Below are 12,311 nucleotides of genomic sequence, written 5' to 3'. Positions count from 1 at the left end.
AGATGAGATCTGGCGGGGGCCGCATGGAACGGCGCCGGCACTTGCCGCGCCATGACCCGCGTCGACCGGCCACACCTTGCCGCAAGCCCCATTGACGCGAGTATCGTAGGCGCGCTCGAAGCCTCGAAGGGGAGGACGGCATGAGCTTTCAACGGCGCCAATGGTTGCAAGCCATGACTTACGCTTTCGGGGCCGGCTTCATGCTGCCCCGCCGCACATCCGCTGCGACGACGCAGAACGCCGCGCGGCCAAGCCATGCGCAGCCACCGGCCAAGGCGGCCGCGGCCAATCACGAATCGAGGGGAACCGATATGGAGAAAGTAGCCGGCATCGGCGGGTTGTTCTTCCGGGCGCACGATCCGCAAGGACTGACGAAGTGGTACCAGGAGCACCTCGGCGTCTCGCCCACCCCGACCAAGGCCGGCGACACGCCCTGGGAACAGGAGGCGGGCACGACCGCCTTCAGCCCCTTCTCCGAGACCACCAAATATTTCGACGCCAGCAAGCGCTGGATGATCAATTTCCGCGTCCACAACCTCGACAGGATGGTGGCGCAGCTGCGCAAGGCCGGCATCGAGGTCGAGGTCAATCCGGACGAGAGCTATGGACGCTTCGCGCGGCTGCACGATCCGGAAGGCAACCCGATCGAGCTGTGGCAGCCGGCATGATGCAAGAGGGAGGCGATCGAGCGCACCCGATCGCCTCCGCGCCGCTCACTTGAACGCCGCATCCACCGCGTCATACGCCATGACGCCATCGAATCCGTCGAACGAACCGCGCTCCAGCAACGCCCCCGCCGCACGGAAGAACCCCGTCCACGCCGTACGCGCCAAGGCACCGCCGATGCTGGCGCGGCGCACGCCAAGATCCTCCAGCTCGCGCAATGACAGTCCGATACCCCCGCCGACCAGCACGTTGACCGGCCGGGGCGCCACCGCCGCGACGACGGCCGCGATGTCTTCGCGGCTGCGGATGCCCGGGGCGTACAGGCAGTCGGCGCCGGCGTCGGCATAGGCGACGAGGCGCGCGATCGTGTCGTCGATGTCCGGGTTGCCGACCAGGAAGCTTTCGGCGCGACCTACCAGCATCACATCGGCCTCTTCCGCGTAGAGGGCCGCGCGCGCCGCGCGGATCCGCTCGACCGCCACCGCGACAGGCATCTGTGGTGCGGTCGGATCGCCGGTCGAGTCCTCGATCGACAGGCCGGCCACGCCGGTACGCGCGGCCAGCCGCACGCTCTCGTAGACCGCGTCGGGATCGTCGCCGAAACCGCGCTCGAAGTCGGCATTGATCGGCACGTCTGTCGCGTCGACGATGGCGCGCAGATGCGCGAGCACCTCATCGCGCGACACGCCGCCATCCGGACGGCCGAGCGACCAGGCCATGCCCGAGCTGGTCGTGGCCAGCGCCACCGCGCCGTGCCGCTGCAGCCATAGCGCGCTGCCGACATCCCATGGGTTCGGCAGCAGGAAAAAACCCGTCTGGTGCAACTGACGGAAGGTGCGCCGCCTGGCGGCGATGGTCGGTGAACTCATGATGATGCTCCTTCGTTCCATCGGCGGATTCGTTCGGGCGCAGGCGCCCGTGCCGTCTTCGCCCAATCAAAGCCTGCAGGCGTCCAGACGCCGGTCGCAGCGCAGCTGGTCCGGCACCGCCTCGCCCGAAGCGGCATCGCGATAGGCCTCGGGCACCGGCCACCAGGCCAGCTTGCGGTGCGAGTCGGCACCGGCCTCTTCGAGATAGACCCACAGGCCATCGCCCTTCCAGCTGAAAGCCACGGCACTGGCCGCATAGCCGGCGGGCGGCGTCAGGTTGACCAGCGGCTGGCCGGTACGCGTATCGAAAACCGTGACAGGCACGTTCTCGGACGAACTGGCGGTCGCCAGCAGCCGGCCGCGGGCGGTACGCGCCACGCCCACGGGATAGTTCGCGCTGCCCGCCAGCAGATCCGCGCGCGGCTCGCCCGTCGCCAGGTCGAACAGCCGGTATACCGTCGAGCCGGATGGCGCGTCCGTGAGCGCGATCGCCCAACCCGCATCGCGGCTGCCGAAGAACACGCTCGTCAGCAAGTGCGAATGCTTGGTCAGCTTCGCGGCGGCCGCCACCTTGCCAGTCAGCGGCGAGATGCCATAAAGATCCCGATCGCCAAGCCACAGCAAACCATCGTGAAAATGGATGGGCACAGCGCTGCTGGCCGATGGCATCACCTGCTCGAGACTGTCGCTCACCTTGCCGCGCAACGCATCGTTCCAGGCGGCGTGGCTCCATTGACCCGTGCGTATATCGAGGACATGCAGCTTGCCGTCGCCCTCGCGCAAGCCGACGCCATGCCCTGGGATCAGTGTCCAGTCCTCCATGGCGTACGGCACCGGCACCGGCTTGGCCGCAGGCTGCCCCGGCGTCCAGCGCACCAGCCCCAGGTCGTCGTCCGCCTCTGGCCGGCTGAAGCCCCATACGGCGCCTCGCGCGTCCATCCGCACGCCGCCTTCGGCGCCGACCACCAGCGGCTCATCGCGCAGGACCAGCTTGTCGTCGTTCAAGACATAGCGGCGCGACTGGCTGCCAGCTGCCAGCGCCGAGCCATCCGGCAACGCGAGCAGGCGCCAGCTGTCGTTGTCGTAGCGGCGCAGGTCGGCCTCGTCCGCGGGGAGGTCGTGCGCGGCGAGCGCCACGGCGGGTGCGCCTGCCGCATCGCGCAGCGGCGGCGCGACCTCGTTGCCGGCGCCGCTCCGGACGAAATCGCTCAGCAAGTCCTCCGTCGACGCCGCGTCCAGGGCATGGAAACGGCCGGCAACCTCATGGATGTCACGGTCGAGCGCGGCATCCACGTACATCACGGCATCGTTCCTGACCTCGATGCTCGGGTCTGGAAAACACGTCACGCCAGTGATGCAGCTGAGCAGATGCGGCCGGTAATACCTTGCCGTACGCACGCCATGGAACCAGACCAGCGTCATCGGCCCTCGATCGAACAAGGACGACACGTCCATCAGGCCACCATCGTCGTCGTAGCGGATCAGGTCGCCGCGAGTACGCGTAAAGCGCCAGCGCTGGATGCGCTGCGCAAAGAACGGCACCTGCTTGACCGTGTCGTCGTCGAATTCGCCCTGCCCGGCCAGGGCCGCCTCGAACGCTGCTTTCTCGTCGGGCGTGACCACGCCTTTGGCCAGAGCCTCCTCCAGCACCGGCGTGCTGGTGATGCCATGCGCGTCGAGCAAGGCGCGGCGGATCTCCGGACGATGGCGCGCCGTGATGTTCACCCAGTAGGAACTGAGGCGGTCCAGCGGCGCACTGTCGTCGGCCCAGGCGTAGCCCTCGCCGTCCAGTTTCGCCTGCAAGGCCGCCCGCACCTGAGCCGGGCTGGCGGGTACGAGGTAATAGAAAAGCTCCTGCGCATACTCGTCACGGCTGTGCTGCATCAACATCGGCCTGGCGACATAGGCGCTGACGCGCGGCGCGACCGCGCGCGGCGACGTCATGTGGACGGCCCACGCCACCGCGCCGAGCAGCAGCACGAGGGCGATGCGCTTCCAGGTCTTGCGTGGCAGCAGTTTGTTGAGTACGCCGAGTCTCATGCGTATGCCTTGCTCACGGAACAGCGAAGATACGGCAGCCAGACAGGTGCGCCGCACCTCTCGCCGCTAGCCTGGCCCACAGTGGGGAGTGCCTTTGACCAACCCGCCCTTCTTCTGCAACAGCTCGATCACTTCCGCATTGTTCGCACACTGTGCGTAGGCCAGCGGACTGATACCGTCGGGCGTGCTTTCGTTGGCATCGACACCCGCCTCCAGCAGGAACTTCACCAGCTTGGCATAGCCGTTGGCCGCGGCGCGGGTCATCAGGCCATAACCATTCGGGTCGCGGATGTGGTAGTCCACGCCCAGCGCAGCGAACGCCCTGGCAAATTCTGGCGAGTGGTTCATCACCGCGAACTCGATCGGGAAATGCCTCACGCCCGGATCGAAGGTATTGATGATGTTCTTGTGCTTGAGGATGGCGCGGATCACCGCGATGTCGGGCTCCGGTTCGGACACCGGCCGCCTGGTCATCAGGTAGTTGTTCAAGATATTGCTGCCCGATGGCAGCACCGGCGCGGTCGGGCTCAGCCCGTGATCGAGCAGACCCACTGCCACCTCGGGATTTCGGCGCGTGAGCGTGTACATGTCGAACTGGTAGCCCACTTCGGACTTGTTGGCGAAGGCGCGGTTGGCGTCGGCACCCAGCGCCACCAGGCGGTCGATGAACCGCCAGCGCTTGGCGATGGGCAGATCCGGCAGCGGCGCCTTCGGGCGCGCGAACGCCAGCATCAGGATCAGGCGATCGGCGATATCCGGCTGCAAGTCCTCGCGCCTGGTCGCGCCAAGCAGCTTGTCCAGCGAGCGCGTGTCGCCGCGCGCATTGATCGCCGCGACGCCCGTGACCAGGACGGAGCGCCATGTTCCACTTTCCTTCTCCTGCGGCAACGGATAGCCGCGCTGGATGAAGGTATCGAGCAAGGCCTGCCGATCCTGATCGATCACGCCGTTCCAGGTGGACATGGTCGGCGGCGCCGGCAGGCGCAGATCGACGATGGCGAGCACGGCCGCATCCGACAGATGCGGCTCTTCGCTATACATGAACAGCCTGGCGCTCTGTAACGGATAAGCCGTCTGCGGCGCGGCCTGCCAGGCCTCCCGGCTCGGGCTGAAGGCGCCAAAGCGCGTCTTGAGCAGGCCGACCGCTTTCAGCAGCTCGGGATCGGGCAGATAGACCAACCCTTTCCACAAGGGCGTCAGATCCGCATCGCGCTCCGCCGGCAGCCGAGCGAGCATGCGTTCCATGAAGATGCGCGTGGCATGCGCCTTGTCCTCGGCGGTGGCCTTGGCTTCGGGCAGATGCAGCACGTCCAGCACGTCTGCCACGCTGGACCAGCTCACCTTGCCGTCCTCGCCACGCGGCAAGGCGCCCTGCTCCATCATGTCGTCGATGCGATCGAGCCCGGTCTTCACCTGGTCCAGGCGCGTCAGCGCACCCAGCACGAAGCGCAGGCGCAGATCCGTCAGCCGCTCGCGCTCCTCCGGCGCCGCCATGTCGCGGAACTGGAGCCACTGCTCGTAAGGCAGGTTTTCGGTACCCAGATCGGCGAAGCGCACCGGCGGATAACCCGGGCAGTTCGTGGTCAGCGCATACAGCGGTTTGCCGCCGAGCAGCTTGCGCAACCGGCCCAGGTCACGCTCGAGCAGCGCCGCGCATTGCTTGGCCAGCTCGCGATCCTTGCCGGTGAACGGCTCGTCCGACGCCCGCACCGGACTATGCCAGCCCAGGCTCAGGATCAGTGTCAGCAAGAAGGGAATGGCGCGTGCGCGCCAGGACGTGCGTATCCATGCGTGTTCCAACCCGGCCTCCTGCCGTGGCCCCCTGGGGAATGGGGCGAAAAGTGGGCATCCTAGCCCCAGTTGCGCATGTCCGCCACTTCCGGTTCCGTTCAAAGCCGGCCGAGCGGCCCGGCGGGAAGGCTTATGTCCCACGCCAGATTCGCGATAAAGCTGATCGCTGGCATCGACAGCACGACCAGCACCGCGGCAGCGGCCACCAGCAACCATGGCCTCCGGCGCAGCAGCACGAACGCCGCCACCAGCAACGCCATGTACAGCAGCCACCATATCGGGGTCTGGTACATCGTGGCGTAGCCGGAGGCTCCCTCGAAGTTCGAGACGTGCCTGGCTTCAACCAAGGCCGTGGCGGATTTGACGGCCAGCGACAAGGTCGCGAACGGACCGGCGACGAAATAGAGCGAGGCCAGCACGGCCGTGACGACATTCCTGTTCATGATGCTCCTGATGTTGCCCTGACGAGACAGATGCGCCTGGGTGCCGCAGTGTAGATGAGGCAGCCGATCGATGACTCGCTTTCGCCGCACTGACGCCTGGAAGACTTAGGCGACGCATTCTCCGTGCTCCGCGGCAGAGCCCTGGCCGTATGGACGATGGCACCCCTCGGCCGATCCACCTATCGTGCGCGCACGCATATCTCCCATATGCGTACATGCGCGAACGCCATCGGCGCGGCCGATATCGGCGTTTCACAGGGGCGCGGTCACCTATCGAATCGAACAGGAGACCTAGTGCTATGCAGACTCGACTGCTTTTCGCCGTGGCATCCATGGCGTTCGCGACGTGCGCCCTGGGGGCGTCCCCGGCGACGCTCAAGCTGCAACGGAGCACCACCACCGTGCCGACCACCACGCCCGTCGGCGGTGCGCCATGGACCAGCCTGGAACTGGATCCGGCCATGAGCGCCGGCGATGCCGACTCCGGCGACGGCGGCGACCTGGGACCGCCGCCAGTGGTCAATCGCACCATCGCCCACGGGCACGCGGGCAGCAATCGCATGGGCAACGCCAATCGCGCCAAGTCGAATCCCGAGCTGCTGGGCGGCTTCAATGGCCTGAACTTCCACGACCAGCGCTATGCCAACGGTGGCAATCAGTTCTCGGTGGAGCCGCCCGATCAGGGCTTGTGCGCGGGCAACGGCTTCGTCATGGAAAGCGTCAACGACGTCCTGGCGATCTACGACAACGCCGGCAACAAGCTCGTCGGACCGGTCGATCTCAATACGTTCTACGGCTACCCGGCGGCGATCAATCGCAGCACCGGCGCGGTCGGACCTGAAATCACCGACCCATCCTGCTACTACGACGCCGCCACGCAGCGCTGGTTCCAGGTCGTCCTGACGCTGGACCGCATCGGCACCAGCTCGTCGCTGGCCGGCCCTAATCACCTGGACATCGCAGTCAGCCAGACCGCCAATCCCACGGGCGCCTGGTCCATCTATCACCTGCCGGTGCAGAACAACGGCACGGGCGGCACGCCGGACCACGGCTGCGCAGGCGGTTTCTGCCTGGGCGACTATCCGCACATCGGCGCCGACGCCAACGCCATTTTCCTCACCACCAACGAGTTCGCGCTGTTCGGCAGCGGGTTCTACGGCGCGCAGATCTATGCCATTTCCAAGCGGGCCCTGGTCGCGGGCACTGTGGCGAATGCCGTGTTGTTCAACGGCGGCGATCCGAGCATCCCGGCGCCCGCGTTTACCGTATGGCCGGCGATTTCTTCGGGTGGCCAGTACGTCACGACCAACGGCGGTACGGAATACCTGCTCAGTTCGGACGCCGTGTTCTACGACTCCGGCACGTCCAACACCTTGTGGCTGTGGTCGGTGATGAACACGCAGGCGATCGACACGATGCCTTCGGCCGTGACACTCAATGTGGCCCCGCTCACCGTGCAGACCTATGCCGTGCCCAGCAGCTTGGCCAGGCAGAAACCGGGCAGCGCGCCGCTGCGCGATTGCTTCGCCCTCACCGGCTGCGCACCGACCTACCTGGGTTATCCGAACTTCGTCTACGCCACGCCACGCGACCTGGCGGTCAACGACTCGCGCATGCAGCAGGTGAGCTATGCCAACGGCAAACTCTGGGGCACGCTCGATACCGATGTCGTGCTGAGCGACGGCAGCCATGGCTCGGGCATCAACTACTTCGTGATCAATCCGGGCTCCGGCGGCATCTTCGCCAACGGCACACTCGCCCTGCCCGACGCCAACCTGACCTACGGCGCCGCCGCCGTGACGCAAAGCGGGCGCGGCGTCATCGCCTTCACCGTGGTCGGCCCCAACGACCACCCCAGCGCGGGCTACGCCAGCCTGGATGCCAAGATTGGCGCCGGCGATGTGCATATCGCCGCCGCGGGCGCCGGCCCCTGGGATGGCTTTACCGGCATCCCGTACCTCGGCGGTGGACGGCCGCGCTGGGGCGACTACGGTGCGGCCGCCGCCGATGGCAACACCATCTGGCTGGCATCGGAGTACATCGCGCAGACCTGCACGCTGGCGCAATATCTGACACCACCGCTGTTCCAATGCGGCGGCACACGTGGTGCGCTCAGCAATTGGGCGACGCGTATTTCGGCGGTGGGGCTCTGAGGCCCCGCCAGGTGCAAAAAAAAAAGCAACGGGCGCGATGGAGGGACCTCCGTCGCGCCCGTCGTCGTTCTTGAAGGCATCGCTCAGCCGACCTGCGCCTCCGGCGCATTGATCGCCAGCTGGGCGGCGAACGCCCGCTTGTACGCCGGCCGCGCCTCGCCGCGGGCGACATAGGCAGCCAGGCTCGGAAATTCGTCCAGGATGCCCGAGGGCCTCAGCCGCAGCAGTACCGACACCATCAACAGATCGCCCGCGCTGAACGCGCCATCGAGCCATTCGGCATCGCCCAGGCGCGCGACAAGCTGGCGCAGCCTCTGGCGGATGCGTTCGTGCACCAGGGGCATGCGCTCCTTCGCCCACGGCTTGTCGCCCTCCTGGAACTTGGCGACGATGAGATCGAGGATCGGCGGCTCCACGGAATTGAGCGCGGCGAACATCCACATGACCGCGCGGGCTCGCGCATTGGCATCCTCCGGCAGCAGGCCCGAATGACGCTGCGCGAGATGGAAGACAATCGCGCCGGTTTCGAACAGCACGAGGTCGCCTTCCTCATAGGTCGGGATCTGACCGAAGGGATGCAGGGCCACGTGCGCGGCCTCCTTCATCGCGCCGAACGAGACGAGGCGAACCTCGTAGGGCTGGCCCACTTCTTCCAGCGCCCAGCGCACGCGCGTGTCGCGTGCCAGGCCTTTGCCGCCATCGGGCGAGCGTTCGAAAGCGGTAATCGTAATGGTCATGGCTGGATGCTCCCGGCGAAGATGAGTGACTGGATTCAAGCGCGGTACCCGCTCTCATCATGACGACGAACGGACAGCGCGAATCTCGACAAGCTCCGGAAAATTTTTTCCGTTCGCGTCACTCGCGCAAAATATGTTCTTTAACCTATTTCCCTCATGGGTACGCTGGGCATCACCCCTACGCCAAGGAATATCCGATGAGCGATCTGATCCTCGCCACCTATGACTGGGTTCCTCCCATGCCCCGCGGCCTCGTGCGCGACCTGCGCGTGCGCTGGGCGCTGGAAGAAGCCGGGCTGCCGTATCGCGTGCAAAGCGTGCCGTTCCGCGACCGGGGACCCGACCACCTCGCGCACCAGCCCTTCGCCCAGGTGCCTTGGCTGATCGACGGCGATACGTCCATCTTCGAGAGCGGCGCCATCCTGCTGCATCTCGGGCTGCGCAGCGAAAAACTGATGCCCGCCGACCCGCATGGCCGCAGCCAGGTCATGCAATGGGTGTTCGCGGCGCTCAATTCCGTGGAAATGGTCAGCGTGTGCTGGTCCGTCTTCATCTTCTCCGGCTTCCGCGACGACACGCCGGAGCGGCAATGCCTGGACCAGTTCCTTCACCAATCGAGGCTCTCGCGGCTGGAGCCCGTCCTGGCCGATCGCGAATGGCTGGCGGGGAATTTCTCCGTCGCCGATATCGCCATGGCGGACGTGCTGCGCCCGATCGAGCGCCTCGGCGGCCTGGCGGATCATCCCGCCTGCCGCGACTACATCGCGCGCGCCACCGCCCGGCCGGCGTTCGCCAAGGCGCTCGCGGATCAGATGGCGCATTTCGAAGCGGCGGATTGAACGATGCCGAGGCGTCGCCGACGCGGCGCCTCAGCCTTCTCGGTGTTCCGGCGGATCCGGCTCGTCTGGCGCCCCGGCGCCCAGCTCCATCCAGTCCAGCTCCGCCTCCACCTGTCGGAAGGCATCGTCACCGATGTCGCCGGCCTGGCGCATCCGCTGAATGGCAAGCCGCGAGACCGAAACCAGGCGGCGACGCAGCACGTTGTCCGCGTGTTCGCCCGGCGCGTGGCCGCGTTCGAGGTGATCGAGCATGGCGAGGAACTCCTGCCTCACGCGCGCGGCCGCGGGCGTTTCGTCACGCTCCAGCGCGGTCAGCGCTGCCCGCGTCGCCATGGCGCGTGCCCGTTGCAGCTCGCGCTCCACCGTATCGTCCGGCGCGAGGTTCACCCACTTCAGCAACGGCCGCAGGGTCAGCCCCTGGATCACCAGCGTGCCCAGCACCACCACGAAGGCGGTCAGCTGGATGAAGTCCCGATACGGAAAACCCGCCGGCAGCGCCATCGCCGCGGCCAGGGTCACGATGCCGCGCATGCCGGACCAGCCGATCACCAGTGCGCCCTTGACCGTGGCCGGCGGGCCAGGCTTCGGTTCGTCGCCGACCGCGCCCCCCCGGGGACTGCCGATCCGCACCATCAGGTGATGGATGAACACCCAGCCCAGGCGCACGCCGATCACCACTGCCAACATGGCCAGCGCCACGTCGAACGCCCGCGAACGCTCGCCGGGGCCCAGGGCTTCGAGGATCGGACGCAGCTGCAAGCCGATCAAAGTGAAGGCCAGCACGTTCAGCACGACCGTCGCCGTTTCCCAGATGGCGAACGAGGCGGTGCGGATGCTGGCTGACATCAGCCGCGTGCCAAGTCGCGACATGGCCAGCGCGAACGTCACCACGGTGACGATGGGCGACAGCTTCAAGCGTTCGCTGAGCAACCACAGCCCGAAGGTCAGGCCGAACTGGAAAATCACCGCGCTGGCGGCTTCGTCGAAGTGGCGCATGAAGCGGCTGATCGGCCAGGCCAGCAACAAGCCGGCCGCCACGCTGCCGAACACCACCAACCCGAACATCGGCAGCGCATCGGCGGCATGGAAGCTGCCCGCCACCGCGGCGCCCACGGCCACCTTGTAGATCAGCAAGGCCGATGCATCGTTCAGCAGCCCCTCCCCCTCCAGCACCATGCGCATGCGCAACGGCACCGGCAGGCGGCGCACCACGGTGGTCGCCACCACCGCATCCGGCGGCGCGAGCAAGGCGCCCAGCGCGACCGCGGCGGCCCATGGCATATCCGGAAAGAACCAGCGCACCGCGAACGCTACCGCCACCGTGGTCAGCACCACCGCCGCCAGCACCAGCGACAGCACCGGCACCCACATCGCGCCCAGGTCACGCAACGAGGTGTCGTAGGCCGCATCCATCAGCACCGGCGCGACGAACAGCGCCAGCACCAGATCCGGTGGAAACTCCAGTCGCGGCCCCTCCGGCAGGAATGCCACCAGCGCGCCGGCCACCGCCAGCAGCACCGGATAGGGAATGCTGATGCGCTTGGCAAACGACGACACCGTTGCCGCGCCGAGCAGAAGCACGAGAATGGTTTCGAAGACTTGCATGGGCGAGGCCGCGCGGCCGATGACCAGGTCATGGTGGCACAGCGGTTGTCGCGATTACCTGGAGAAATGGCGAAATACCCCATGCACATCGACTGTCGCGAGTTGAAGCATTGACTGGACGCCGCCCGCTCAGCGAGACTCGCCGCGCGTCGGCCATCCGATGCCAACCATTGCGTGCCAGATAACGGGTGCGCAGTCGGGCCCGAGGGGTGCTGCGACGGATCACTATCCGCCACGCTCGGTTCCGATCGATCACACAAGGGCGCCCTCCATTGCTGGAGGATTTGCCATGCTCAACGCCATGACGCACCGCCTTGCCATTGCCACCTCGTCGATGATTCCGGACATCCATCCGGATGACGCCCATCTGGCCGCCACGCTGCGGCGCCTCGGCGTCGAGACCACCGCCTGCGTCTGGAACGACCCCGCGGTGGACTGGTCGCGCTACGACGCCGTGCTGATGCGCTCGACCTGGGACTACTTCAAGCACTACGCCGCATTCAGCGCATGGCTGGACCAGCTGCCCGTGCCGACGATCAACCCGCGGGCACTGCTGCGCTGGAACAGCAACAAGCGCTATCTGATCGAGCTGGCGGCGCAAGGCGTCGACATCATTCCCACGACCCTCGCCTCAGGTGCGCAGCTGCGCCAGGCACTGGCCGGCATGGCCGGGCAGGAAGTCGTCGTCAAACCGACCATCAGCGGCACGGCCTGGCATACGGCGCGTGGCGTGGTCGGCAGCGCCGCCTTCGACCAGGCCATCGCGCCGTTGCCCAGGGAATTCGAATATCTGGTGCAGCCGTTCGTGCCGGAGATCGTCAGCCAGGGCGAGCTGTCCCTGCTGTTCTTCGACGGCGAGTTCAGCCATGCGGTCGTCAAGCGGGCCGCCGACGGCGACTACCGCGTGCAATCGGATTTCGGCGGCACCGCCCATGCCATCGATCCTGATCCGGCGATCGTCGCCAGTGCGCAACAAGCGCTCGCGGCCGCCGCCGCGCTCGGCCACGCCGATGCTGCCTACGCGCGCGTTGACGGCGTCATCGTCCAGGGCCGTTTCCTGCTGATGGAGCTGGAAATGATCGAGCCCTTCCTTCACCTGGGCGAGCAGCCCGAAGCGGCGGAACGCTTTGCCGGCAAGCTGCACAAGCGCCTGGCGCCGTAACCTTCC

At 66.8% G+C, this 12,311-nt stretch carries 10 protein-coding genes and 1 riboswitch; of the genes, 4 read left to right on the top strand and 6 right to left on the bottom strand.

Going from position 1 to position 12,311, the window contains the following annotated elements; translation table 11 throughout:
* The first annotated feature begins 173 nt into the window (after window positions 1-173).
* The gene (locus ACNR9O_RS08105) at window positions 174-668 is read left to right on the top strand and encodes a VOC family protein (protein WP_473681723.1); all 495 of its coding nucleotides are present in this window, start codon (window positions 174-176) and stop codon (window positions 666-668) included.
* Window positions 669-713: 45 nt separating this feature from the next.
* On the opposite strand, the gene ACNR9O_RS08100 is transcribed toward ACNR9O_RS08105, so the two are convergent.
* The 4 genes from ACNR9O_RS08100 to ACNR9O_RS08085 all read right to left on the bottom strand — a co-directional run bounded on the left by ACNR9O_RS08100 (window position 714) and on the right by ACNR9O_RS08085 (window position 5,809).
* Window positions 714-1,535 carry an isocitrate lyase/PEP mutase family protein gene (locus ACNR9O_RS08100; RefSeq protein WP_473681725.1) on the bottom strand — a complete coding sequence of 274 codons (822 nt, stop codon included), beginning with the start codon at window positions 1,533-1,535 and terminating at the stop codon, window positions 714-716.
* Between the two features lie 66 nt (window positions 1,536-1,601).
* Window positions 1,602-3,575 carry a WD40 repeat domain-containing protein gene (locus ACNR9O_RS08095; RefSeq protein ID WP_473681727.1) on the bottom strand — a complete coding sequence of 658 codons (1,974 nt, stop codon included), beginning with the start codon at window positions 3,573-3,575 and terminating at the stop codon, window positions 1,602-1,604.
* A gap of 66 nt (window positions 3,576-3,641) precedes the next feature.
* Window positions 3,642-5,375, bottom strand: coding sequence for an ankyrin repeat domain-containing protein (locus tag ACNR9O_RS08090; protein ID WP_473681729.1), 1,734 nt, complete (start codon window positions 5,373-5,375; stop codon window positions 3,642-3,644).
* 89 nt (window positions 5,376-5,464) lie between these two features.
* Window positions 5,465-5,809, bottom strand: a complete 345-nt coding sequence (locus ACNR9O_RS08085) for a hypothetical protein (RefSeq protein ID WP_473681731.1) — start codon at window positions 5,807-5,809, stop codon at window positions 5,465-5,467.
* 299 nt (window positions 5,810-6,108) lie between these two features.
* Between ACNR9O_RS08085 and ACNR9O_RS08080 the strand changes: the two genes are divergently transcribed.
* The gene (locus ACNR9O_RS08080) at window positions 6,109-7,962 is read left to right on the top strand and encodes a hypothetical protein (protein ID WP_473681733.1); all 1,854 of its coding nucleotides are present in this window, start codon (window positions 6,109-6,111) and stop codon (window positions 7,960-7,962) included.
* Between the two features lie 83 nt (window positions 7,963-8,045).
* On the opposite strand, the gene ACNR9O_RS08075 is transcribed toward ACNR9O_RS08080, so the two are convergent.
* On the bottom strand, window positions 8,046-8,699 hold the full coding sequence (locus tag ACNR9O_RS08075) for a glutathione S-transferase family protein (RefSeq protein ID WP_473681735.1): 654 nt from the start codon (window positions 8,697-8,699) through the stop codon (window positions 8,046-8,048).
* Between the two features lie 59 nt (window positions 8,700-8,758).
* Between ACNR9O_RS08075 and ACNR9O_RS08070 the strand changes: the two genes are divergently transcribed.
* Window positions 8,759-9,538 carry a glutathione S-transferase family protein gene (locus ACNR9O_RS08070; protein WP_473681737.1) on the top strand — a complete coding sequence of 260 codons (780 nt, stop codon included), beginning with the start codon at window positions 8,759-8,761 and terminating at the stop codon, window positions 9,536-9,538.
* Window positions 9,539-9,568: 30 nt separating this feature from the next.
* Here the strand turns inward: ACNR9O_RS08070 and ACNR9O_RS08065 are convergent, their stop codons facing one another.
* Window positions 9,569-11,143 carry a cation:proton antiporter gene (locus tag ACNR9O_RS08065; RefSeq protein WP_473681739.1) on the bottom strand — a complete coding sequence of 525 codons (1,575 nt, stop codon included), beginning with the start codon at window positions 11,141-11,143 and terminating at the stop codon, window positions 9,569-9,571.
* Between the two features lie 198 nt (window positions 11,144-11,341).
* Window positions 11,342-11,418: riboswitch (S-adenosyl-L-homocysteine riboswitch) on the top strand.
* A gap of 14 nt (window positions 11,419-11,432) precedes the next feature.
* On the opposite strand from ACNR9O_RS08065, the gene ACNR9O_RS08060 reads away from it, so the two are divergent.
* Window positions 11,433-12,305: an ATP-grasp domain-containing protein gene (locus tag ACNR9O_RS08060; protein ID WP_473681741.1), complete on the top strand. Its 873-nt coding sequence runs from the start codon at window positions 11,433-11,435 to the stop codon at window positions 12,303-12,305.
* Window positions 12,306-12,311: the final 6 nt, after the last annotated feature.

It is taken from the genome of Dyella sp. CR10, assembly GCF_055814425.1.
Note: the sequence above shows the minus strand (reverse complement) of the source record. Positions and strands in the feature narration are given on the sequence as shown.